Source organism: Rhizobium sp. P40RR-XXII (assembly GCF_012641405.1).
Taxonomy (GTDB): Bacteria; Pseudomonadota; Alphaproteobacteria; order Rhizobiales; family Rhizobiaceae; genus Rhizobium.
This window is the reverse complement of the sequence record NZ_JABAII010000013.1, coordinates 35,167-57,305: the sequence shown is the minus strand read 5'-3', so window position 1 is coordinate 57,305 and position 22,139 is coordinate 35,167. Positions and strand designations below refer to the sequence as shown.

The window sequence follows — 22,139 nt, the reverse complement described above, 5'->3', positions numbered from 1 at the left end:
TTGTTTGGCGTAGCTGCAATGCGGTGGCCTAAATGCACATCGCTTGCTTGCCACCCTAGCGACGGACATAATCCGGATATTGTTCACAAATCAGATCGATGATCGACAAGGTGCCGGAGAGATGCTTGCGCAGGGCGGCGGCGGCCGCCTCCGCATCGGCCGAACGGACAGCATCGACGACCGCCTGATGATCGACGATGATCTGCTCCAGCTTGCCAGGCATCGGCAGGTTCAGCATGCGCAGCCGGTCGATATGCACACCCTGGCGCCGGACGGTCGACCACAGGCCCAGAATGTCCGCCCTCTCGTAGAGCACCCGATGAAAATCCTTGTCGAGCGAATCGAACAGGTCATACGTCTCGGGAGACATGACATGCTTCTGGCGGACCAGAACGGTCTCCAGAGCCGCGGCCGTTTCATCCGGTGAATCCAGCGTCAGCCGCCGAACGGCTTCGAGCTCGATCGACAATCGCAGGAAGTGCGCCTCGATGGCGTTGCGGACATCGATCCGCGAGACGACGGTCGCATATTGCGGATAGACCTCGACCAGCCCCTCCTCCTCGAGCCGGATCAGCGCATCGCGCACCGGCGTCTGGCTGACATTGAATTCGCTTTGCAGCGAGATGCGCGACAGGACCGTGGTCGGCGGCAGGCTCATGGAAAGAATGCGCGATCTCAGGATTTCCAGGATTTGCGGCGCGACCTGACGGGAACGATCAAGGGCGAATTCCTTCGGATTGAGCTTCAACTGGCGACCTTTCTGATCAAGCGTATCCGCTCATTAAACACAAATGAGGGCTTGATGCACTGATACATTAGTGCTTTAGTTCGATGAAGCCAACTTCAATTCTCAAGAGTTGGATCGATGGGAGGAGCTAATGAGAGGATTTCTTCGCTGTCTGAGCGCAGTCGGCATGATGATTGCCGGCGGCCTTTCGGCCAATGCAGCCGAAAAGACGGATGTTTCGATCACGCGGCAGCCCGGCATTCTTTATCTCGCCAGCCACGTCATGGAGACGCAGAAGCTGATCGAGAAGCATGCCGCAGCCGATGGCCTGCAGGGCGTAAAGGTCGAATGGCGTACCTTCAGCGGCGGCGGCGCGCAGACCGACGCATTGCTTTCCGGCAATGTCGATATCGTCAATACCGGCACGGGCAATCTGCTGCTGCTTTGGGACCGCACCAAAGGCAAGGTCAAGGGCATCGTCACCAATTCGGCCCAGCCCGTCATCATGGTTTCGCGCGATGCGCGCATCCAGTCGCTGAAGGATATTCAGCCGGGTGACAAGATCGCCGTTCCGACCGTCGGCGTCTCGACGCAGGCAATCCTGTTGCAGATGGCCGCCGCGCAGATGTATGGCGACGACCAGGTGCACAAGTTCGACGCCAATACGGTGCAGCTCGGCCACCCGGACGCGATGGCGGCGCTCGCCAACCAGACCCATGAGGTCAAGAACCACTTCTCCGCCCCGCCCTTTCAATATCTCGAACTGAAACAGCAGGGCGTTCACAAGGTCGTCGATTCCCGCGACATCATCGGCGGCGAGTTGACCCAGGGCACCTTCTTCACCACGACCCAATTCGCAACCGCCAACCCGACCGTCATCAAGGCCGTGCGCGAGGCGACGGCCGAGGCCATCGATTTCATCAGGAAGGATCCGAAATCGGCGGTGGAGGCCTACAAGACGGTCAGCGGCGACAAGACAAGTGTCGACGACCTGTTGGCGATCCTCAACGAGCCGCACATGATGGAGTTCCGCATGGATCCGCAGGGAACCATGAAGTTCGCGGCCCATCTCTATAAAACCGGCACGCTCAAGACCATGCCCAAGGCCTGGACCGACTACTACCTGCCGGAAGCCGCCGATCTTAATGGCAACTGACGCCTGCGGGCGGCGCCAATGCCGCCTTCAAGCCATATCTTGGAGGAGCCCCATGCTTCAGGCAAATATTGCCGCCAACGCGCCGATGACGGAAAAGACGACACCGCTCCTGAATGTCGACAAGGTGACGCTTCGCTATAAGACGCCGAACCTGCTGATCACAGCGACGGAAAACGTCAGCTTCTCGGTTGCCCAGTCCGATCGCTTCGTCCTCCTCGGCCCCTCGGGCTGCGGGAAATCGACGCTGCTCAAGGCCATCGGCGGTTATATGACACCGACGACTGGGCGGATCGAGATCAAGGGGCAATCCGTCAAGAAGCCCGGCGCCGACCGCATGATGGTGTTCCAGGAGTTCGACCAGCTGCTGCCCTGGAAGACGGTTTTGGAAAACGTCATGTTCCCGCTGACGACCGCTCGCCGCCTGCCGCGCAGCGAAGCGGAGGCCATCGCCCGCGACTATATCGAGAAGGTGAAGCTCACCCGCGCAGTCGACACCTATCCGCATATGTTGTCAGGCGGCATGAAGCAGCGTGTCGCGATTGCCCGTGGCATGGCGATGCAGCCCGATATTCTGTTGATGGACGAACCCTTTGCCGCGCTCGATGCGCTCACACGCCGGCAGATGCAGGATGAACTGCTGCAGCTTTGGGAAGATACCCGCTTCACCGTCATCTTTGTCACCCACTCGATCGCCGAGGCGATCAAGATCTCCAACCGCATCCTGCTGCTGTCGCCGCATCCTGGTCGCGTCAAGGCCGAAGTGCGCGATGTGGAAACCGTCCGCGACGATCCCGCGGCTGCCGCCAAACTGGAGCAGGAGATCCATCACATGCTGTTTGCCGAACAGGGGCACAGGGAGTAATCCATGAGCACACCGCAGATCATCCTTGCCCCGCAGGCCGCCGAGGCAGCCGGACATATCGCAGCCGTCGAGCAGAAGCTCGGTACGATGGAGCTCCTGTGGCAGTCGGGCCTGTTCCGCAAATCATTGCTGATCGTCGCCCTTGCCATCATCTGGGAGGCCTATGCCCGGCATCTCGACAATCCGCTGCTGTTTCCGACGCTCAGCGACACGCTGACAGCGCTTTACGACCGGTTCGCCGACGGCGTGCTGCCGGCGCGCATCTGGACCACGCTGAAGATACTGGTGACGGGCTACATCTCGGGAACGGTCCTTGCTGCCGTGCTGACGGTCGTTGCGATCAACACCCGCATCGGCACCGACTTTCTCGAGACCATGACGGCGATGTTCAATCCGCTGCCGGCAATCTCGCTGCTGCCGCTCGCCCTCATCTGGTTTGGCCTAGGCCCCGCAAGCCTCGTCTTCGTGCTCATACATTCCGTGCTGTGGGCCGTTGCGCTCAATACCCATGCGGGCTTTCTCGGCGTCTCGCGTACTCTGCGCATGGTCGGCGCCAATTATGGGTTGACGGGACTTTCCTATGTCTTTCGCATTCTGATCCCCGCCGCGTTCCCGTCGATCCTCACAGGGTTGAAGATCGGCTGGGCCTTCTCCTGGCGCACCTTGATTGCCGCCGAGCTCGTCTTCGGCGTCTCCTCCGGCCAGGGCGGTCTCGGCTGGTTCATCTTCGAAAACCGCAACCTTCTCGACATCCCCTCGGTCTTTGCCGGCCTGCTGACAGTCATCGTCATCGGCCTTATTGTCGAAAACCTCGTCTTCCAGACGATCGAGCGGCGCACCCTGCTAAAATGGGGCATGAAGGAATGATGCGACGCCCGGATCTATCCCTTCGACCAACATTCGAATACAAGGCGCAAATACAATGAACAGCAGGAAGAAGCCCCAGGACTTACGCAGCGCCAGATGGTTCGCGCCGGACGATCTCAGGAGTTCGGGACATCGCTCGCGCACCATGCAGATGGGCTATGCACCCGAAGAATGGGCCGACAAGCCGGTTATCGCCATCCTCAACACCTGGTCCGACGCCAATCCCTGCCATGCGCATTTCAAACACCGCGTCGAGGACGTCAAACGCGGCATTCTGCAGGCCGGCGGCTTCCCGCTCGAACTACCAGCACTGTCGCTATCGGAAAGCTACGTGAAGCCGACGACCATGCTCTACCGCAACATGCTGGCGATGGAAGCCGAAGAGCTTTTGCGCTCGCATCCGGTCGATGGTGCCGTCTTGATGGGCGGCTGCGACAAGACCACGCCCGGCCTCGTCATGGGCGCTCTCTCCATGGGCCTGCCGATGATCTACCTGCCGGCCGGCCCGATGCTACGCGGCAATTATCGCGGTGAATATCTGGGCTCGGGGTCCGACGCCTGGAAATTTTGGGACGAGTGCCGCGCCGGCACCATTTCGGAAAAGGAATGGGTCGATGTCGAGGCCGGCATCGCCCGTTCCTACGGTCACTGCATGACCATGGGCACGGCGAGCACCATGACCGCCATCGCCGAAGCGCTCGGATTGACGCTGCCCGGCGCCAGCTCGATCCCTGCCCCGGACGCCAATCATATCCGCATGTCCTCGGCCGTCGGCCGGCGGATCGTCGAGATGGTCTGGGAAGATTTGCGGCCCTCGAAGATCGTCACGCAGGCCGCCGTCAACAATGCCGTCGCTGTCGCCATGGCGACGGGCTGTTCCACCAATGCCGTCGTGCATCTGATCGCGATGGCGCGACGCGCCGGCGTCCATCTCTCGCTCGACGATCTCGACACGGCCGGGCACTTAACCCCGGTGCTCGCCAATATCCGACCGACCGGCAAGACCTATCTGATGGAGGATTTCTACTATGCCGGCGGCCTGCGCGCCCTGATGGCGAAGCTCTCCTCCAAACTCGATCTCTCGGCCCTCACCGTCTCTGGCGTTGCCCTCGGCGAAACGCTCGAAGGCGCCAAATGCTACAATGACGATGTGATCCGCTCGCTCGACAATCCGGTCTATCACGAGGGCTCGCTAGCGGTATTGAAGGGCAACCTTGCGCCAACGGGCGCCGTCATCAAGCCCGCCGCCTGCGATCCGCGTTTCCACAAGCACCAGGGACCGGCGCTCGTCTTCGACAGCTATCCGGAGATGAAGGCGGCGGTCGACAACGAGGATCTCGACATAACGCCCGACCACGTCATGGTCCTGCGCGGCGCCGGCCCGCAGGGCGGTCCCGGCATGCCCGAATGGGGCATGCTGCCGATCCCGAAGGCGCTCCTCAAGAAGGGCCACAGGGATATGCTTCGCCTCTCGGATGCCCGCATGAGCGGCACCAGCTACGGCGCCTGCATCCTGCATGTTTCGCCGGAATCTCATGTCGGCGGCCCGCTGGCGCTGCTGCGCAACGGCGATATCATCCGCCTTGACCTCGAGGCGCGGCGCATCGACATGCTTGTCGACGAGGACGAGCTGCAGCGCCGGCGCGACGCCTGGGTCAAGCCGGCGGAAAAATACGGCCGCGGCTTTGGCTGGATGTTCTCGCGCCATGTCGCCCAGGCCGATACGGGCTGCGATTTCGACTTCCTGGAAACCAGCTTCGGCCCGACGCCGGGCGAGCCCGACATCTATTGATCTCAAAGGATATATCGCATGAGCAATTACGTTTTGAGCAGCGAGACGCGCGACAAGCTGATGGGCGTCGCAACACCGACGATCGCGACCGCGCTTTTCAAGCGCGGCTTGCGCAACCAGTTCATTCAGGATGTGCGGCCGCTCTCGCCGAAGAAGGCGAACATGATCGGCCAGGCTTTCACGCTTCGCTACATCCCGGCGCGCGAAGACTTGAACACGCTCGACGTTTTCCGCAATCCGGAGCATCCGCAACGCGCCGCCGTCGAACAATGCCCGCCCGGCTTCGTGCTGGTCATGGATAGCCGCAAGGATGCGCGCGCCGCCTCGGCCGGTTCCATCCTGGTCTCGCGCCTGCAGGTGCGTGGTGTGGCCGGCGTCGTCACCGACGGCGGCTTCCGCGACAGTCCGGAAATCGCCGCCCTTGATATCCCGTCCTATCATCACCGGCCGTCCGCACCGACCAATCTGACGCTGCATCAGGCGATCGAAATCAATGGCCCGATCGGCTGCGGTGACGTGGCGGTTTTTCCCGGCGACGTTCTCGTCGGCGACAATGAGGGCGTCATCGTCATTCCCGCGCATCTAGCCGATGAAATCGCCAGTGAGACCGTGGAGATGACGGCTTACGAGGATTTCGTCACCGAAGAGGTCATGAACGGTGCGACCATCATCGGCCTCTATCCGGCGACCAGCGACGCGCCGAAACTCAAATTCGCCGAGTGGCGGAAGCGGAAGGGCCGCTAAGCCTTGATCAGCTAGACGCAGCCGGTCGCGTACGGCTGGCTGCGTTTCTTACAGCTATTCCTCCCTGACCAGCTTCAGAACAAGCTGCTGGAGATTGCCGCCATCGCTGAATTCGACCTTGTCGAAGTCGCTGTTTTTCTGTCGCTCCTTGCTGGAAATCTCGCCGAGACGCTTTGTGAGTTCGACGCGGATTTTGGTGCATTTCGGGTCGTCGGCGACGGAGAAGCCGACGCTGACGGCTTCGATTTCCTTGACCATATCCTTGATGTAGCCGCCATGCACCCGCTCATGCGCCGCGACGCCTGCAATGAATTTCTGCCAGCTTTTGCGGGTCGAAGCGGGCAGTTGCGCCGAGGGTTTCGGCAAGGTGTAGGTGATCGTCAGCTTCGGTATGTTGACGGTGATCGTGCAGGCACCGTCCGGCTGCGGCTCGTATTTTCGTGTCCATGTCAGCTTGAAATCGGTATGGGCGATCGCTCTCACCTTTGGCCCGAGCAACGGGCCGCGTTCGCCGATCGAGTCGTAAAGCTCGCCGCCTGACGTTCCGGCAATCGCATAGGTCTTGGTCGTCTCCACCGCCTGCCAATCGGCATGGGCAGTCATCGGCAAAGAGGCAATGCACGTCGCCGCCACGAATAATCGAATGTCTGCTTTCACGAACTTCCCCTGCACGCCCCACTCAAGCGCGGCAAAGCTAGCGGCTGACCTTGGCTATTTCAATCAGCATTCGGCTTCAGAATGCCGAGGCCGACAGCAATAGCTCTTCGGCGTCTTCTCGTTCCATATCGAAGACCCTCTTGCCAACAGCGAAGCTGAAACCGTTGCGGGCGAAGGCGGAGAGTTCCTTTGCCTTGCGCTTCTCGTCGAGCTCGCCGCGCCGGAAGGGTCCGAAGCCACGCTTCCTGGCAAAGATGACAGCGGAATGGAGATCATCGACCTCTTCCACTGCTGCGACGACGGTTTCACCATCTATGCCCTTGGATGCGAGCTTGAAGGCGATGGCTTTCTTCGATTTGCCGGAACGAACTGCCGAACGCGTGCTGATCTCGGCGAAGGCGACATCATCGAGCACTTTCAGCTCATAGGCGAATTTGACGGCGAAATCGGCAAGCGCCTTGATCTGCGCATCGCTGATATCCTCGAATTTCTGTTTCGCCTTCTTGGCGATCGCGCCGGACAATTGCTTCTCGGTCATCATCCGGCGTTCGAGACGATAGATGGTGGAGTTGCGTGCCCAGGAGAGCATGCGGCTGGTCGGCGTTTCATCCATGCAAGGAGGCATTCGGCGAAAGAGGAATCATCACGGAGAATTTTACGCAAGCCAGGCCATTCAGGCAACGAATGCGCTTGGTAATCATGGGATGATTGGCTATGGTATTGCCGTGGCCCTGACGCTGACGTGGCAGGCGCCATATCTGATCGACGGTGGAGGCCGTCTCAAGCACCACATTGCTATGGATCACGGAGCCTGCAGCTCTTCCGAGAGCTTTGCCGATCGGCGCCAGCGCTCCGTTCAGAGGAGGCAGGAATGGATTATCGCAAGCTCGGCCCGAGCGGGGCCGTCGTCACGGCCTATTGCCTTGGCACCATGACTTTCGGCGCGGAAGCGGACGAAGCCGCGTCGCACAAACTGCTGGACGACTATTTCGCCTGGGGCGGAAATTTCATCGATACCGCCGACGTCTACAGTGCCGGCAAGTCGGAGGAGATCATCGGCCGCTGGCTGAAGGCTCGCCCGGCCGAGGCCCGCCAGGCCGTCATCGCCACCAAGGGCCGTTTCCCGATGGGCAACGGACCGAACGATCTCGGTCTGTCGCGCCGGCATCTCGGCCAGGCGCTGGACGATTCCCTGCGCCGTCTCGGCATCGAGCATATCGATCTCTATCAGATGCATGCCTGGGATGCCCTGACGCCGATCGAAGAAACGCTCCGGTTTCTCGACGATGCCGTGCGCGCCGGCAAGATCGGCTATTACGGCTTCTCCAACTATGTCGGCTGGCATATCGCCAAGGCCGTCGAGATCGCCAAGGCACGGGGCTATACGCGCCCGGTCACGCTGCAGCCGCAATATAATTTGCTCGTTCGTGACATCGAGCTTGAAATTGTCGATGCCTGCCTGGATGCCGGCATGGGCCTGCTTCCCTGGTCGCCGCTTGGCGGCGGCTGGCTGACGGGCAAGTACAAGCGCGATGAGACGCCGACCGGCGCCACTCGGCTTGGCGAGAACCCCAATCGCGGCAGCGAATCCTTTGCCCCACGCAACGCTGAGGAGCGCACCTGGGCAATCATCGCTGCCGTGGAGGAGATCGCCAAGGCGCGCGGCGTTACCATGGCGCAGGTGGCGCTTGCCTGGACGGCAGCCCGACCGGCGGTCACCTCCGTCATCCTTGGCGCCCGCACGCGTGAGCAACTTGCCGATAATCTCGGCGCAGCCGAGCTGAAGCTTACGGACGCGGAAATGGACAGGCTGAACCAGATCAGCGCGCCTCAGCCAGCTGCCTATCCTTACGGTGAAGGCGGGCGGAACCAGCGCCATCGCAAGATCGAGGGTGGTCGCTAAACGTGAGTTTGGCGGCGGCGCACACGTTTGCGCCACTGCCTTCATCCCAAACGGGCGAGGATATCGCCTGTCGCGTCAGACCAGAGGTGGGTTCAGTCTCGCGAAGCCTTCCTGACGCCGATACGGGAAATAGGGATAGGGAGCCGTCAGCTCGCTCACCTTGTCGAGCTTCTCGATCTGCTCTTTCGAGAGCGTCCAGCCGACCGCGCCGAGATTCTGGCGCAGTTGCTCTTCGTTGCGCGCGCCGATGATGACGCTTGCAACCGTCGGCCGGCTCAGCAGCCAATTGATTGATATTTGCGGCACGCTCTTTCCGGTCTCGCTCGCGATCTCATCCAGCACATCGACAATATCGAACAGCTTTTCGTCATCGACCGGTGGTCCGAAGGTCGCCGTTTCGTGCAGCCGGCTCTTTTCCGGTAATGGCTGTCCGCGGCGGATCTTGCCTGTCAGTCGGCCCCATGCCAATGGGCTCCAGACGAGGGCGCCGACATTCTGATCCCTACCCAGCGGCATCAGCTCCCATTCGTAGTCGCGGCCGGCAAGCGAATAATAGACTTGATGGGCGACATGGCGCACATAGGCGTGCTTTTCGGAAATGGCGAGCGACTTCATCAGCTCCCAGCCGGCGAAGTTGGACGCACCGATATAGCGGATCTTCCCCGCCTTCACGAGCTGATCAAGAGTGGAGAGTGTCTCCTCGATCGGCGTCGAGGCGTCGAAAGCGTGCAATTGCAAGAGGTCGATGTAATCTGTGCCGAGACGGCGCAAGGCAGCGTCGACCGATCTGATCAGCCGTGAACGCGAACTTCCCCAATCGGCAGGCCCGTCGCCCATCGGCAACGCTGTCTTCGTCGAGATCAGCACGGCATCCCGCCTGCCCTGGACCGCCTGGCCAAGCACCTCCTCCGACGCGCCCGCCGAATAGACATCGGCCGTATCGAAAAGATTGACGCCGGCCTCCAGGCAGATGTCGACCAGACGCCGCGCTTCCGTCGCATTCGTCGAGCCCCAGGCGCTGAAGAGGGGGCCGCTGCCGGCAAACGTGCCGACGCCGAAACTGAGCACGGGAACGCGCAAGCCGGAAGCGCCAAGATTTCTGTATTCCATCATCTGTCTCCTGTTGGTTGTTGATAGATAGACCGCCAAAGGAAGATGATATAGATTGCCGAAAAGAAACTGATTTGTGATTTCAATTCATCATGAGCCGCCAAGAGATCAATCGCTCCGGCGAGATGGAAGTCTTCGTTCGCGCCGTCGAACTCGGCGGCTTTACCGCCGCCGCCACGGCCTGCCGCATGACGCCCTCGGCGGTCAGCAAACTTATCACGAGGCTGGAAAGGCGTCTTGGCACCCGTCTCATCAACCGCTCGACGCGGCGGCTGCAGCTCACGCCCGAAGGCTGCGCCTTCTTTGAGCGGTGCCTTACCATCCTCGCCGATATCGCCGAGGCCGAACGCCATGCCTCGGCCGGAGAGCAGGTTGCCGGCCACATCCGCATCAATACCAGCGGCTCGTTCGGAAACCATGTGCTGGCACCGCTTGTGCCCGTTTTCATGGGGCTGCATCCGAATGTCTCGCTGGAGATCTTTCACACCGACCGGATCGTCGATCTGATGGAAGAGCGGGCCGATGTCGCAATCCGTGCCGGGCCGTTGAAAAGCTCCAGCCTGACGGCCCGCAAGCTCGGAGCAACGCGCAAGGTCATCGTCGCCTCGCCGGATTACCTGCGGCGGCACGGCACGCCCCGCTCTGCCGCAGAGCTGGAGAAACATTGCCGCATCGGCTTTGCCTATATCCGGGCGATGGAAGGCTGGCCGTTGCTGTTTGATGGCGAAATTGCTGTGATTCCGTCCGCACGCAGCCTGCAGGTGGGTGACGGAGAGGCGATGCGCCACCTTGCGCTCGGTGGCGCCGGCCTGGCGCGGCTCGCCGCCTTCACCGTCAGGTCGGATATTGCGGCGGGTCGTTTGATGCCGGTGCTGGAAGAGCGCAATCCCGGCGATGTCGAGGAATTCCATGCCGTCTATATCGGCCAGGGCGGCCCGCTACCGGCCCGCGTGCGGGCGCTTCTGGATTTCCTGCGGGAAAACGTCAGCCTATGAAATAGCTGATGCGGCCCTTGGGGCCGCATCGCTTCTTTGGCAAATTTCAGCCGCTTATCCGGATCAGGCAGCCGGCTGCCGGGTCTTGCGCAGATAGGGTAATACCGTGTCGAACGAGCCGAAACGGGTAATCGCGTCTTCGTTGGAGACGGCGGCGGTGATGATGACGTCTTCACCCTGCTGCCAGTTTGCCGGCGTCGCGACCTGATGCTTTGATGTCAGCTGGATCGAGTCGATTGCGCGCAGGATTTCGTTGAAGTTGCGGCCCGTCGTCATCGGATAGGTGAGGATCAGCTTGATCTTCTTATCGGGGCCGATGACGAAGACGGAGCGGACGGTGGCGTTGTCGGCCGGCGTGCGGCCTTCCGAGCTTTCGCCGGCGCCTGCCGGCAGCATGTCATAGAGCTTGGCGACCTTGAGGTCCTTGTCGCCGATCAGCGGATAATCGACATCGAAGCCGGTCGCCGTCTTGATGTCGTTCTTCCACCGGCCATGGCTTTCGACGGGATCGACGGAGATGCCGATGATCTTGACGCCGCGCTTGCGGAATTCGCCTTCGAGGCCGGCCATCGCGCCGAGTTCCGTCGTGCAGACGGGCGTGAAGTTCTTCGGATGGGAGAACAGCACGGCCCAGCCATTGCCGATCCAGTCGTGAAACTGGATTTCGCCCTGGGTCGTGTCCGCCGTGAAATCCGGAGCAATATCGTTGATGCGCAAACTCATTGTCTTACCTCCAAGTTCTGCCCCGTTGCACGCCTTCAATGCGCCGATGTGGGGTAGGATCAGAAAATCCGCCGCACAATGGCGTCGAACGTTCGATATGAAAAGCCTTCTTTTAAATGGGGACTGCGACTGCCGTCGAAAACCCTTGCGGCCGGCGATGCCTGCTGCGCGTCTTCAGTATGTCAAGGAAGCCATAACCGCTTGGCCAGCGCCCGAAGCCGCTGGCAATATTGATATGCCCCGCAAGACCGATATTGCGGACATCGGAATTCCACAGCCGGCCGAACAAGGTCAGCCGGTCGAGCCTCATATAGATATCGTTCAGGCTTCCGATGGTGATGCTGGGAAACGGCAGGGCTTCCGTCGGCATCGTGCCGAAGGAAAGATGTCCGGCATGCAGGGTTTCGGTCACTGGAATATCGCAGGGTGCGACAAGCAGCGCCCCTTTGACCCTTCGCGCGGCCGGCCGGCCGGCCAATCTTGCCGTCAATATGCAGCCCAGGCTGTGCGCGACCACATAGGCATCGCCGGCTTCTTCCAGCGCCGCCTCCAGCTTTTCCATCCAGCTGCCGAGACGGGGAAAGTCCCAATCATCCTGCTCGACCAGCCGGACATCTTGATGATCCTGCAGCCAGTGACGCTGCCAGTGCCCCTCCCCCGAGCCGAAAAGGCCCGGAACGATCAGTACTCGGGTCATGGAAGCCTCGCGACGAATGACGATAGGAAGCTCAACTCGCGACACGACATCAAAGGCGCATCCTTTCAGTACAGGGCTTTCAATACCAGGGCGCCGGCGTGGAGCACCAATAATAGATCTCGTAGTCGCGGGCGGAGAGCTCCCGGTCCCGTTCGGTAGACGCGATCCAATCAACGGGCCGCGTGCGAACATCCATCGTCTGCAGCGCAGGACCGGCAAAAATCGTCTTCAGGCGGCTGATGACATTCCATCTCATGTAATCGTCCATTCCGTTGACAAATCCGAGGCGTTCGGGCCTGACCGCCCATCATTCCGCAGCGGCAAGCCTCGTCACCGGATGCGGGAAAAAGGCCGAAAGTTCGCCGATGACCTCGTTGATCCGGCCGGCCAGTGGCTCGGACGAGACCTTGTAGTCGGTGAAATCGCGATCCGACGCATAGACCGCCGTCGGTAAGGTATGAGCCATGAAGAAGCCGAAGAGCGGCCGCAGCTGATGTTCGACCATCAACGCATGCCGGTCTCCGCCGCCGGTCGCCGTGATGATGATCGGCTTTGCCCGCAGCTCATGGGGATCGATGAGGTCGATCAAATGCTTGAACAGTCCGGGATAGGACCCCTTGAAGGTCGGCGAGCCAATGACGAGAGCGTCTGACGACACGATGTCATCGATCACGCGTCTCGCCTGATCGTCGAGATCCCTGCGCCATTGCGCCGATCCGAGCGAGGCGCCGACATCGTGCAGATCGTAAACCCTGCTTGTAAAACCATACCGCTCGCTTGCCAGATCGGCAACTGTCCGGACCAGCACGTGGGTCTTCGACGGCCTGTTGAAGCTGCCGGCAAAGCCGACGAGTTTGGGCGCACTCATCCTCATCCCTTTCGGAAATCACCTGCGTTTTCGATAATGCGAATATTGTCCACAAAAAAGGTAGATTAAAAGGAACAGCCATCTCTTGGGTTGGCGGAAACGGAAAATCTCTTTCCCGCCTCAGGACCTTCGGTGTGCCTATTTGGTTTGTCCGACTGGATTGGATCGGCGCGCAGAGATTTCAGCGCTCAGCCGCTGGATAAGGGCGAACATGGATGCCATCTTTGCCAAGCAGCGTGCATATGATGAAACACGTGCCACTGATTGTGACACGTGTTCGCAGTGATGACGTTGTCATCGATTGGCCGGCCTTCCGGCAGAGGCTATCGAACCAGTAAACGGAACCGATAGATCGTTTTAGCACCGCTCTGGACGGCGAAACAGCGAAGGCTGCGCTGCGAGCGATAGTGCAATGCTCAATGCCTGAGCACGACTTTACCTTGCGCTCCCCTGGCGACCGCATCTTGGGCCAGGCCCAATTCTTCCAGGGCAAAAACCTGCGAAATCGGTATCTCCAGCAGTCCCCGAACTGCCGCGTCGAGAACCGCGTCAAGCGTCGCGGCATCGGTTCGGTGGTAGAGCTCGTGGATGGTCACGCGGTTACCGGGATTGGCATCTTCGAGCACAGGAACGATGCTTGCGACCTGGCCGCCAGCAGCCACGTGTCCGATGAGGTTTTCGGCCACGGGCGCCGCGGCACTGATAGCATATTGAAAGGTGGGGCTCGTTGCCGGCACGGTAATGTCCAGACTTTCCCCGGCCAGTTCACGCGCCTCGCCCATCCGCTCGGGCCGCACGCCTGCGACCGGTTGGGCACCTATTTGCTTAAGATATTGGATGGCGGCGCGGCCGACGGAACCAAGCCCGCCCGAGATCAATACGCGGTCCCCTGCCTTGACACCCAAGGCATCCACAGTCTGTCGCCCGGTCAGGCCAGCCTTTACCAATGCCGCTCCCTGCTCGAAGCTCAGTGCGGCGGGCAGCCTGGCAACGGAAGTGGCTGGAACGAGCCCGAATTCGGCGTGTGCCCCTTTGCCATTCGCCGAAAAATCGGCAACGACGCGATCGCCAACCGCCAATCCTTCGACACCTTCGCCAATGTCCGAAATCGTCCCGGCGGCGTCGCCGCCCAGAACCGCCGGCAGCGGAAGCGGTATGTATCGGGCCATGAAACCCTGGCGCAAAATAAGATCGAAGGGATTGACGGCGGATGCTGCGATCTTGATCACAACCTCACCCGCACCCGGCTTTGGCATGGGAATATCGCCGACCTCGAATTGATCGATGCCACCATAGGATTTCAGAAGCACAGCCTTCATTGCCTTGTCTCCATGGGTTGTCGCGGCCTCCGCGGATTTCGGCTCTTGCGCTAGACGTCGAGGAGGCCAAGGAACGTGCGATCGGATCGGCAAGAGGCGCCGGCTGCTACTCAGATCGCTTGGATGACACACTCCCGTCGAATGACGGGAGCGCGTTGGCCCTATGCCCGCTCCGTGAGCGATACCTGCTTCGAAGAGGCGCGCAGGGTGTTGTCGAATGCCCAGCTGCCGGCACCGGCAAAGGCGATGTAGAGGAAGATGAAGCAAAACATGATGGCTGCCTCGCCCATGTTGAGCGCCGGCCAGAAGCCCTGGGGCGCATGCGCCATCCAATAGGCGGCCGCCATTTCGCCCGATGCGACAAAAGCGGCGATGCGCGTGTAGAGGCCGACGGTCATCAGCAGGCCGGTGACGATTTCAAGTGCGCCGGCGACGAGCATGATGGCGGGCAACGGGTAGGTTACGCCGGGAATTGCCGCCGGGAACTGGAAGAATTTCATGGTCGCATGCTCAAGGAACAGCAGCGCGGTGACGATCCGCAAAATGGCGAGAACGTGAGGGGTCCATTTCGTCGTGTTCAACATAGTCCTTCTCCTGAATGGCCGTTGAGATCGTCAAGCGGCGGTGGCTTTGAGTTCGAGATTTTCCGTCCGGAGTTTCATCATCGCTTGAGTGCGGCGTCGACGGGTCGCTCATCCCGGTTCTCCATGGGACGGTATCGACGCTGGTGCATCGCCGAAGCGGAAGCTCGAGGCGGTAAGCCCGCCTGCGAAATCGGTCTGATGGTAGGTGACGGCCCCGGCTTCGTCCCCGGCAGCGCCGACGGCCACCATAAGCGGAATGAGGTGATCCTCGCGTGGATGTGCCGCGCGTGCGGATGGTGCCTGTTCCCAATCGAGCAACAGCTTTGCACGCTCATAGGCAGACGAATGGACCAGCGTCTCTTGCAGCCAGGCGTCGAACTGCCTGGATGGCTCGTAACCCTCTTTCCCGCGCATCGCCGGAAGATTGTGGTAGCTGAGACCGCTTCCGATGATCAGAACGCCCTCATCGCGCAACGGCGCCAGCGCGCGCCCGACTTCAAGATGCAGAGCGGGATCATAGCTGGTGTCGAGCGAAAGCTGGACGACGGGAACGTTTTCTTCCGGGTAGAGCGGCTTGAGAATGCTGAAGGTGCCATGATCGAAGCCGCGGGTCGGATCGAGCTCTGCCGCGAGGCCGCGCCCGTTCAGCAGCGCCCGCACCCGCCTGGCAAGCTCCGGCGAGCCCGGCGCGCCATATTTGATGCGATAGAGATGCTCCGGAAAGCCGTGATAGTCGTAGACCATCCCCGGCTGAGCGCCCGACGAAATGGCGAAGCCCTGCTCTTCCCAATGGCCGGAAACGACCAGGATTGCCTGCACCGTATTGCCGAGCTCGAGGCGCATATCGATCAAGGATTGCTCGAGTTTGTCGAAATTGCTGCGGAAATCGCCGGTCATATAGGGCCAGGGACCGCCGCCATGGCTGATGAAATAGGTCGGAAGACGAAACTTGTTCACGTGTTGCATCCTTTTCGAGGCGACGGCTATCCGCCTCAAGACCGGAAGGGATGATGAGCCGAGAAGCGTCGCGCAATGCAAACTAACCTTTCATCATCATTGATCAATCCAGCTTACATTGAAGAAACATTTCCTCTATGTTGATGATCCATGGATACATTGATGAGCATGCGGGTCTTTTGCACGGTGGCTGAGCTTAAAAGCTTTACGGCTGCGGCCGATCGCCTTGGTCTCTCACCCGCGATGGCGAGCAAACATGTGATGCACCTGGAAAATCGGCTGGGCACGCGCTTGCTGAACCGAACGAGCCGGCATGTCAGCATGACGGAAAGCGGCACGCTCTACTTCAACCAGAGCCGGCAAATGCTTGACGGCCTCGACGAAGTCGAAGCGGCTGTCAGCAACGTTACCGTCATGCCGCGCGGAACCTTGAGATTAAGCGCTCCGGTGTGGATAGCAAATGCGCTCGTCGCTCGCGCGCTTGCCGAATATCACCAGCGCTATCCCGACGTGCGCTTCGACATCGATCTCAGCGGCCGGATCGTCAATCTGGTCGACGAGGGCTTCGATCTTGCCCTGCGCGCGACGGCACCGGGGCGGCTGGATCCCAGCCTTGTCGCACGTCCGTTGCTGCAGCTTCCATTTCACCTTGTAGGATCCCCTGCCTATCTCTTGCGGACCGGGCGTCCCACCGAAGTGGCCGATCTCAATGGTCACTCGCTCCTGGCCTATAGCGGCATGAACGCCAACGGCAATTTGACATTCGATGGGAGGAAAGGCCCTGAAACGGTGAACTTCCGCCCCGTCATGCAGAGCGAAAACGAGATCATGCTGCATCTGGCAGCGTTGGAAGGCATGGGGCTGGTCTTTCTGCCGGTATGGATGACGCAAGCTGACATCGCCGATGGCCGCCTGGAAATGGTTCTGCCCGAGGATGTGACGTTCAAGGCCACCCTGCATGCGGTCTATCCCACCAGGAAATATCTTTCGGCCAAAGTTCGCACTTTCATCGATTTCCTCGCTTCCCGAAAAAGCCTTTGTCCGATGTCGGCCGAAATTGAATTGGCAAAATAAGCTCCTTGTTTTGCAAAACGACTTCAGGGCGGCATTGCAAATAGAGTGCATCGGAAGCGGGCATTTCCACCCAATCAGCCCGTCTCGCTCCTATCCTTGGCTACGGCGAAAAAACTTGCCGCAGGGGCTGGGCAGAAAAGCAATGCACGCTATCTGATGCATATGAGTGGGGAGAAATATTAGATCGGTTGAGGAGCTGATCCGGCAGCAAGGAAGAGGTTTCTCATGCCCAATTCAGTTTTGAATGCTCTTGGACAACCGCTTTACTATAGCGGTACGTCGACAGGTTTCTTTTCCGCCACCGGCTCGGGACCGACGCTCTACGGGACCGCCGGCAATGATTCCATGTGGGGCGACAACACCGTCAACGTGACGATGATGGGCGGCACCGGCGACGATATCTATTATCTCTATTCGAGCAACAATCGGGTCTATGAAGCTCCCAATGCCGGCATCGATACCGTCAGCACCTGGATGGATTACACGCTGCCCGCCAATGTCGAAAACCTTACCGTCACGGGCGACAACCGCCACGCCTATGGCAACGACGCCGACAACATCATCACCGGCGGCAGCGGCAGCCAGACCATTGATGGCCGCGGCGGCAACGATGTGCTCATCGGCGGCGGCGGGGCCGATACCTTCCTCATCACCAAGGGCAACGGCAGCGATCTCATCACCGACTTCAGCGATGACGACAAGGTCAGGCTCAACCAATACGGCCTGACGTCCTTCGATCAGGTCGTCAGCCATTCCACCCAGGAGGGCGCCAATCTTCGGCTCGACCTCGGCAATGGCGAAAGCCTGGTCTTCGCCAACAAGACCGTGTCCGACCTTCACGCAGACCAGTTCCAGCTGGGGCTCGACAGAGCGTCGCTGACGCAGACCTTTTCGGATGATTTCAATACGCTTTCGCTGCATGAGGGAACGCAAGGCACCTGGGATGCGAAATATTCCTGGGCACCGGACAAGGGCAGCAGCCTGAACGATGAGCTACAATGGTACATCAATCCGTCCTATGCGCCGACCGCATCCGCAAACCCGTTTTCCGTCTCGGACGGCGTCCTGACGATCACGGCGAAACAAACGCCGGATGCATTGAAGTCGATCGTCGAGAATCATGATTATACATCGGGCCTTCTGACCACCCACTCCACCTTCTCGCAGACCTATGGCTATTTCGAAATGCGAGCGGAGATGCCGCACAACCAGGGCGTCTGGCCCGCATTCTGGCTGTTGCCGGAGGACGGCTCCTGGCCGCCGGAACTTGATGTGGTGGAGATGCGCGGGCAGAACCCCACCACGGTGAATGTCACGGTTCATTCGAATGCCACCGGCGAGCACACGAAGACGTCCATTCCTGTGGAAGTGCCAAGCACCAACGGCTTCCACAATTACGGCGTGCTTTGGGACAAGGATCAGATCGTCTGGTATTTCGACGACGTTGCCGTCGCCCATGCCGATACGCCCGCCGATATGCACAGTCCGATGTATATGCTGGTCGATCTCGCGGTCGGCGGCGTGGCGGGCATCCCGACGGATGGGCTTCCGAACGGATCCGAGATGAAGATCGACTATATCAAGGCCTATTCCCTGGAGGATCATACCGCCCAGCTCTCCGCCTCGGCTCAATCCGCCCACACGACGGACTGGCATATCTGATCGGTCTCGGAACTCGAAGCATTTCAAATGCGGCCGTTCGATGGAAATCGGACGGCCGCTTATTTATTGCATAATTTCAAAGAGTTATAGCGCCTTAGCGCGTCTTAAAAGACACGCAGCGCTGTAATATCAGCACGCGGGATCGGGGAAGGGCGGCCTTATTCCTCCCTGAAGGCGCGTCTGATCTGATCGGTCATCGGCTTTGTCAGGTAGGCTAGAACACTTCTCTCGCCCGTCTGCAGGTAGGCTTCGACGGGCATGCCGGGCAGCGGCGTAAGCTGCCCCAGCCTCTCCCATTCCTGTTTTGCCACCTCGGCCCTCACGACATAATGGCTTTGGCCGGAACGCTGGTCCGTCACCAGATCCGCCGAAATGGTGTCGACATGTCCGTTCAGCTCAGGCGTTATCCGCTGATTGAAGGCGGGAAAGCGCAAGGATACTGCCTGCCCGACACTGATCTGGTCTATATCCTGCGGCGCGAGCTTCAGCTCAGCCACCAGCGCGTCCTTGTCCGGAACGATCTGCAGGATCGCCTCGGCCGGCGAAACGACCGCGCCCTCGGCATGGATGCTCAATTGATCGACGATCCCTGCCTGCGGCGCCTTGAGGTCGATCCGCTTCAGATCGTCCTCGGCCGCAATCAGCCGCTCGGAAAACTGGCCGCCGTCGCTCTCCGCCTGGCGCAGCTGATCGGAAACTTCCGAACTGTGATCGGCATCGATCTGCAGGATCTGCAGCTCGGTTTCCGCGATCTTGCCCCTGGTCTGGGCGATGGACGAGACGAGATTGCCCAGATCGCCGTTCAGCGAAGCGCTTTCACGCTGAAGGGAATAGACTTTCGTCGCCGAAATAATGCCCTGATCGAGCAGGCCTTCAAGGCTGCCGAGCTCCTTGGCGATAAGCGCGATTTCGCGTCGCTTGCCCTCTTCCTGCGCCACAAGCCCCTCGATCTCCTGCTTCAACTGTTGAATGCGCTCGTGCAGCTGCGATTTTTGGCCCTCGCGCGATGCGTGGCGATCGAAAAAGAGCCGGCGTTCGCCGGCCATGATCGCCGCGACACCTGCGTCGTCGGCGCCCGAGAGCAGGTCGGCGGGAAAGGCGATGTCCTGCCGGCCGTCGCGCTCTGCCGTAAGACGCGCCGTGCGCGCGGAAAGCTCGTTCAGCCGCTTACGGATGATCGCAAGGTTGGCTTTGGTCTGCGTGTCGTCCAGCCGCACCAGCACCTGGCCGGCCGCGACATGATCGCCGTTCTTCACCAGGATCGCGCGGGCGATCCCGCCCTTCAGGTGCTTCACCGGTTTCACATAGCTGTCCACGACAAGCGCGCCCGAGGCAATCACCGCCCCGGAAATTCTGGTCGCCGCCGCAAGACCGCCCATGACGCCGAACAACAGCACTATAGCCGCCACCACCAGCAGGGACAGGCGGTGGATCGTCCGGTCGGTCGGTGGCGAGGCCTTCTCGGTCATCCGTGCGTCTCCCCGCCGGCAACGGCAAAATGAGTCGTTCCGACTTGCTTGGGCGACGGCCCGAGAATGTCTTTCTTGGGACCGAATGCCCGGACCTGGCCACCGGCAACGATCATGACGGTATCGGCAACGGCCAGAGCGCTTGGCCTGTGGGCGACGACAATCGCGATACCGCCGCGCTCGCGCACGCCTGCGAGAGCCTCAGTCAGCGCCGCCTCCCCCTCCGCATCCAGATTCGAGTTCGGCTCATCGAGAACGACCAGGAACGGATCACCGTAAAGCGCTCTCGCCAGGGCGATGCGTTGCCTCTGCCCGGCCGAAAGGCACGATCCGCTCTCGCCGATCCTGGTATCGAAGCCATCCGAGAGCTTGACGATCATGTCGTAAACGCCGGCCGCCTTCGCCGCAGCGATGATCGGCTCGGTACGCATATCCTCGGCGAAACGGGAAATGTTTTCGGCGATCGAACCGTCGAACAGGTCCACATCCTGCGGCAGATAACCGATATGCCGACCAAGTTCGTCGCTATCCCATTGGGATAGAGCGGCACGATCGAGCCGCACGGCGCCGATGGCAGCCGGCCATAGGCCGGCAATCGCCCGCGCAAGGGAGGACTTGCCCGATGCACTCGGGCCGATGACGCCGAGCACCGTCCCCGCCGATATCTTGAACGATATATTGCGCAGGATGAGATCGCGGCTGCCCGGAGAAGTCACGCTGATGTTCTCGACGCTCAGCTCGCGTGACGGCGGCGGCAAAGCGAAGGCCTGCTGCCTGGGCGGCACGGCGTCGAGGAGTGCGGCAAGTCGCGCCCAGCCCTGCCGCGCGGCGACAAGGCTTTTCCACTGGCCGATCGCAAGCTCGACGGGCGCCAGCGCCCGCGTCAGGAGGATCGAACTGGCGATGATGATGCCACCCGTCGCCTCCTGGCGAATGACGAGGATCGCCCCGACAGCAAGAACGCCGGACTGCAGCATCATGCGCGCCATCTTGGCGGCAATGGTGAGCGCCCCAACGATCGTGCTCGCCGCCAGTTGATGCCGGAGATAGTCGTCGTTCATGGCCGCCCATTTCTCGCTCAGACGGCCGACAAACCCCATGGCAATGGCCGCCTCCCAGTTGCGTCGCGCCGCCTGGGCAAAACCGAGGCGCACGGCCGAAGACCTGGCGGCCTCCCGGGCCGGTCGACGCGAAAGCAGTTCGGCAAGCAAGGTAATGCCGACCAGCAAGAGAGCGCCGCACAGAGCCGTGAAGCCAATCCAGAAATGGAACAGAAAGCAAAGGATCAGATAGAACGGCACCCATGGCAGATCGAAAAGCGCCGTCGAGCCACTGCCGGAAAGGAACGCGCGGATCTGCTCGAGATCGCGGACCGATTGCAGGCCGTCGTCCGATGTCTGCTTCCTGGTCGGCAGAAAGAGAAGCGAGCCGAAGACTCGCTTGTTCAATCGTTCGTCAAGCGACATGCCGATGCGAACAAGCAGCATGGAACGCAGGAACTCGATAACGCCTTGAAACAGAAACAGGGCCACGACGATGATGACGAGGCCGGACAATGTCGGCAGGCTGCGGCTCGGAATGACCCGGTCATAGACCTGCAGCATGAAGAAGGAGCCGGTCAAGGCCAGCACATTGATGGCGGCACTCGCCAAGGCGATGCCGACGAGGGCCTTGCGAAGCGCCGACAGCATCAACGCGACGAATGTCTGCGGGGGGTCTTTCGGGACGGCAAGCACTTGGCTCTATCCTCAACATTGGCCGCCGCGCACGGCAGGAATTTACATGACGTCCAGGCACCGCCTCCCGCTCGGCGCCATGGACCTGCAAAGCGATCATGATGATTTCCGCCACCGTTCCCGCTTCGCGCCTAACCTTCGGCGATCCCATGCAATTTAGGAAGTCGAAATCTATCTAGAATGCAGTTTCGGTGAACCCAAGCTTATCATGGAACGCCTTATCCCTTTACGGGACAA

At 60.5% G+C, this 22,139-nt stretch carries 22 protein-coding genes; 9 read left to right on the top strand and 13 right to left on the bottom strand.

Going from position 1 to position 22,139, the window contains the following annotated elements:
- Positions 1–55 precede the first annotated feature (55 nt).
- Positions 56–748 (bottom strand): GntR family transcriptional regulator, encoded by a 693-nt coding sequence (locus tag HGP16_RS22675; protein ID WP_168842247.1) that lies wholly within the window; start codon positions 746–748, stop codon positions 56–58.
- 130 nt (positions 749–878) lie between these two features.
- Here HGP16_RS22675 and HGP16_RS22670 point away from each other — a divergent pair, with 130 nt between their 5' ends.
- The 5 genes from HGP16_RS22670 to HGP16_RS22650 are packed head-to-tail and all read left to right on the top strand — an operon-like array spanning position 879 to position 6,148.
- Positions 879–1,883 (top strand): ABC transporter substrate-binding protein, encoded by a 1,005-nt coding sequence (locus tag HGP16_RS22670; protein WP_168842246.1) that lies wholly within the window; start codon positions 879–881, stop codon positions 1,881–1,883.
- Positions 1,884–1,935: 52 nt separating this feature from the next.
- The gene (locus HGP16_RS22665; RefSeq protein WP_168842245.1) at positions 1,936–2,745 is read left to right on the top strand and encodes an ABC transporter ATP-binding protein; all 810 of its coding nucleotides are present in this window, start codon (positions 1,936–1,938) and stop codon (positions 2,743–2,745) included.
- A 3-nt stretch (positions 2,746–2,748) separates the two neighbouring features.
- Positions 2,749–3,612, top strand: a complete 864-nt coding sequence (locus HGP16_RS22660) for an ABC transporter permease (RefSeq protein ID WP_168842244.1) — start codon at positions 2,749–2,751, stop codon at positions 3,610–3,612.
- A 55-nt stretch (positions 3,613–3,667) separates the two neighbouring features.
- Complete coding sequence (gene araD, locus HGP16_RS22655) at positions 3,668–5,404, top strand: L-arabinonate dehydratase (RefSeq protein WP_168842243.1); 1,737 nt, start codon at positions 3,668–3,670, stop codon at positions 5,402–5,404.
- A gap of 18 nt (positions 5,405–5,422) precedes the next feature.
- Positions 5,423–6,148: a ribonuclease activity regulator RraA gene (locus tag HGP16_RS22650; protein ID WP_168842242.1), complete on the top strand. Its 726-nt coding sequence runs from the start codon at positions 5,423–5,425 to the stop codon at positions 6,146–6,148.
- Positions 6,149–6,202: 54 nt separating this feature from the next.
- On the opposite strand, the gene HGP16_RS22645 is transcribed toward HGP16_RS22650, so the two are convergent.
- Complete coding sequence (locus HGP16_RS22645) at positions 6,203–6,751, bottom strand: DUF922 domain-containing Zn-dependent protease (RefSeq protein WP_168842358.1); 549 nt, start codon at positions 6,749–6,751, stop codon at positions 6,203–6,205.
- A 130-nt stretch (positions 6,752–6,881) separates the two neighbouring features.
- Entirely contained in the window at positions 6,882–7,418 is a 537-nt protein-coding gene (recX, locus tag HGP16_RS22640) for a recombination regulator RecX (protein ID WP_168842241.1), read from the bottom strand.
- Positions 7,419–7,676: 258 nt separating this feature from the next.
- Here recX and HGP16_RS22635 point away from each other — a divergent pair, with 258 nt between their 5' ends.
- Positions 7,677–8,708 (top strand): aldo/keto reductase, encoded by a 1,032-nt coding sequence (locus HGP16_RS22635; protein ID WP_168842240.1) that lies wholly within the window; start codon positions 7,677–7,679, stop codon positions 8,706–8,708.
- Positions 8,709–8,783: 75 nt separating this feature from the next.
- Here the strand turns inward: HGP16_RS22635 and HGP16_RS22630 are convergent, their stop codons facing one another.
- The gene (locus HGP16_RS22630) at positions 8,784–9,818 is read right to left on the bottom strand and encodes an aldo/keto reductase (protein ID WP_168842239.1); all 1,035 of its coding nucleotides are present in this window, start codon (positions 9,816–9,818) and stop codon (positions 8,784–8,786) included.
- A 92-nt stretch (positions 9,819–9,910) separates the two neighbouring features.
- On the opposite strand from HGP16_RS22630, the gene HGP16_RS22625 reads away from it, so the two are divergent.
- On the top strand, positions 9,911–10,813 hold the full coding sequence (locus HGP16_RS22625) for a LysR family transcriptional regulator (protein WP_168842238.1): 903 nt from the start codon (positions 9,911–9,913) through the stop codon (positions 10,811–10,813).
- 63 nt (positions 10,814–10,876) lie between these two features.
- On the opposite strand, the gene HGP16_RS22620 is transcribed toward HGP16_RS22625, so the two are convergent.
- From HGP16_RS22620 to HGP16_RS22590, 7 genes are all read right to left on the bottom strand, one after another.
- Positions 10,877–11,536 (bottom strand): peroxiredoxin, encoded by a 660-nt coding sequence (locus HGP16_RS22620; RefSeq protein ID WP_168842237.1) that lies wholly within the window; start codon positions 11,534–11,536, stop codon positions 10,877–10,879.
- Between the two features lie 112 nt (positions 11,537–11,648).
- Positions 11,649–12,233, bottom strand: a complete 585-nt coding sequence (locus HGP16_RS22615; RefSeq protein WP_168842236.1) for an alpha/beta hydrolase — start codon at positions 12,231–12,233, stop codon at positions 11,649–11,651.
- Between the two features lie 79 nt (positions 12,234–12,312).
- Positions 12,313–12,489 (bottom strand): hypothetical protein, encoded by a 177-nt coding sequence (locus tag HGP16_RS22610; RefSeq protein WP_168842235.1) that lies wholly within the window; start codon positions 12,487–12,489, stop codon positions 12,313–12,315.
- A 51-nt stretch (positions 12,490–12,540) separates the two neighbouring features.
- Complete coding sequence (msuE, locus tag HGP16_RS22605; RefSeq protein ID WP_168842234.1) at positions 12,541–13,101, bottom strand: FMN reductase; 561 nt, start codon at positions 13,099–13,101, stop codon at positions 12,541–12,543.
- Positions 13,102–13,517: 416 nt separating this feature from the next.
- Positions 13,518–14,420: an NADP-dependent oxidoreductase gene (locus HGP16_RS22600; RefSeq protein WP_168842233.1), complete on the bottom strand. Its 903-nt coding sequence runs from the start codon at positions 14,418–14,420 to the stop codon at positions 13,518–13,520.
- Positions 14,421–14,581: 161 nt separating this feature from the next.
- Positions 14,582–15,004, bottom strand: coding sequence for a DoxX family protein (locus HGP16_RS22595; protein WP_168842232.1), 423 nt, complete (start codon positions 15,002–15,004; stop codon positions 14,582–14,584).
- 108 nt (positions 15,005–15,112) lie between these two features.
- Positions 15,113–15,901, bottom strand: a complete 789-nt coding sequence (locus tag HGP16_RS22590) for a DODA-type extradiol aromatic ring-opening family dioxygenase (protein WP_246703407.1) — start codon at positions 15,899–15,901, stop codon at positions 15,113–15,115.
- Positions 15,902–16,111: 210 nt separating this feature from the next.
- On the opposite strand from HGP16_RS22590, the gene HGP16_RS22585 reads away from it, so the two are divergent.
- Both HGP16_RS22585 and HGP16_RS22580 read left to right on the top strand, forming a co-directional pair.
- The gene (locus tag HGP16_RS22585; protein ID WP_168842230.1) at positions 16,112–17,035 is read left to right on the top strand and encodes a LysR family transcriptional regulator; all 924 of its coding nucleotides are present in this window, start codon (positions 16,112–16,114) and stop codon (positions 17,033–17,035) included.
- A gap of 225 nt (positions 17,036–17,260) precedes the next feature.
- On the top strand, positions 17,261–18,697 hold the full coding sequence (locus tag HGP16_RS22580; RefSeq protein WP_168842229.1) for a family 16 glycosylhydrolase: 1,437 nt from the start codon (positions 17,261–17,263) through the stop codon (positions 18,695–18,697).
- Between the two features lie 158 nt (positions 18,698–18,855).
- Here HGP16_RS22580 and HGP16_RS22575 read toward each other — a convergent pair whose 3' ends face one another.
- Both HGP16_RS22575 and HGP16_RS22570 read right to left on the bottom strand, forming a co-directional pair.
- Positions 18,856–20,166 (bottom strand): HlyD family type I secretion periplasmic adaptor subunit, encoded by a 1,311-nt coding sequence (locus HGP16_RS22575; RefSeq protein WP_168842228.1) that lies wholly within the window; start codon positions 20,164–20,166, stop codon positions 18,856–18,858.
- Positions 20,163–21,902 carry a type I secretion system permease/ATPase gene (locus HGP16_RS22570; protein WP_168842227.1) on the bottom strand — a complete coding sequence of 580 codons (1,740 nt, stop codon included), beginning with the start codon at positions 21,900–21,902 and terminating at the stop codon, positions 20,163–20,165. The genes HGP16_RS22575 and HGP16_RS22570 overlap by 4 nt, the downstream gene beginning before the upstream one ends.
- Between the last annotated feature and the right edge of the window lie 237 nt (positions 21,903–22,139).

What these genes read in the sequence shown, in the direction of transcription:
- HGP16_RS22620 (WP_168842237.1), bottom strand. Translation starts at nt 11,536, where the DNA reads ATGAGTTTGCGCATCAACGATATTGCTCCGGATTTCACGGCGGACACG.
- HGP16_RS22615 (WP_168842236.1), bottom strand. Translation starts at nt 12,233, where the DNA reads ATGACCCGAGTACTGATCGTTCCGGGCCTTTTCGGCTCGGGGGAGGGG.
- msuE (WP_168842234.1), bottom strand. Translation starts at nt 13,101, where the DNA reads ATGAGTGCGCCCAAACTCGTCGGCTTTGCCGGCAGCTTCAACAGGCCG.
- HGP16_RS22665 (WP_168842245.1), top strand. Translation starts at nt 1,936, where the DNA reads ATGCTTCAGGCAAATATTGCCGCCAACGCGCCGATGACGGAAAAGACG.
- HGP16_RS22630 (WP_168842239.1), bottom strand. Translation starts at nt 9,818, where the DNA reads ATGGAATACAGAAATCTTGGCGCTTCCGGCTTGCGCGTTCCCGTGCTC.
- HGP16_RS22660 (WP_168842244.1), top strand. Translation starts at nt 2,749, where the DNA reads ATGAGCACACCGCAGATCATCCTTGCCCCGCAGGCCGCCGAGGCAGCC.
- araD (WP_168842243.1), top strand. Translation starts at nt 3,668, where the DNA reads ATGAACAGCAGGAAGAAGCCCCAGGACTTACGCAGCGCCAGATGGTTC.
- HGP16_RS22670 (WP_168842246.1), top strand. Translation starts at nt 879, where the DNA reads ATGAGAGGATTTCTTCGCTGTCTGAGCGCAGTCGGCATGATGATTGCC.
- HGP16_RS22600 (WP_168842233.1), bottom strand. Translation starts at nt 14,420, where the DNA reads ATGAAGGCTGTGCTTCTGAAATCCTATGGTGGCATCGATCAATTCGAG.
- HGP16_RS22590 (WP_246703407.1), bottom strand. Translation starts at nt 15,901, where the DNA reads ATGACCGGCGATTTCCGCAGCAATTTCGACAAACTCGAGCAATCCTTG.
- HGP16_RS22635 (WP_168842240.1), top strand. Translation starts at nt 7,677, where the DNA reads ATGGATTATCGCAAGCTCGGCCCGAGCGGGGCCGTCGTCACGGCCTAT.
- HGP16_RS22580 (WP_168842229.1), top strand. Translation starts at nt 17,261, where the DNA reads ATGCCCAATTCAGTTTTGAATGCTCTTGGACAACCGCTTTACTATAGC.
- HGP16_RS22595 (WP_168842232.1), bottom strand. Translation starts at nt 15,004, where the DNA reads ATGTTGAACACGACGAAATGGACCCCTCACGTTCTCGCCATTTTGCGG.
- HGP16_RS22625 (WP_168842238.1), top strand. Translation starts at nt 9,911, where the DNA reads ATGAGCCGCCAAGAGATCAATCGCTCCGGCGAGATGGAAGTCTTCGTT.
- HGP16_RS22645 (WP_168842358.1), bottom strand. Translation starts at nt 6,751, where the DNA reads ATGACTGCCCATGCCGATTGGCAGGCGGTGGAGACGACCAAGACCTAT.
- HGP16_RS22650 (WP_168842242.1), top strand. Translation starts at nt 5,423, where the DNA reads ATGAGCAATTACGTTTTGAGCAGCGAGACGCGCGACAAGCTGATGGGC.
- HGP16_RS22610 (WP_168842235.1), bottom strand. Translation starts at nt 12,489, where the DNA reads ATGAGATGGAATGTCATCAGCCGCCTGAAGACGATTTTTGCCGGTCCT.
- HGP16_RS22585 (WP_168842230.1), top strand. Translation starts at nt 16,112, where the DNA reads ATGGATACATTGATGAGCATGCGGGTCTTTTGCACGGTGGCTGAGCTT.
- HGP16_RS22575 (WP_168842228.1), bottom strand. Translation starts at nt 20,166, where the DNA reads ATGACCGAGAAGGCCTCGCCACCGACCGACCGGACGATCCACCGCCTG.
- recX (WP_168842241.1), bottom strand. Translation starts at nt 7,418, where the DNA reads ATGGATGAAACGCCGACCAGCCGCATGCTCTCCTGGGCACGCAACTCC.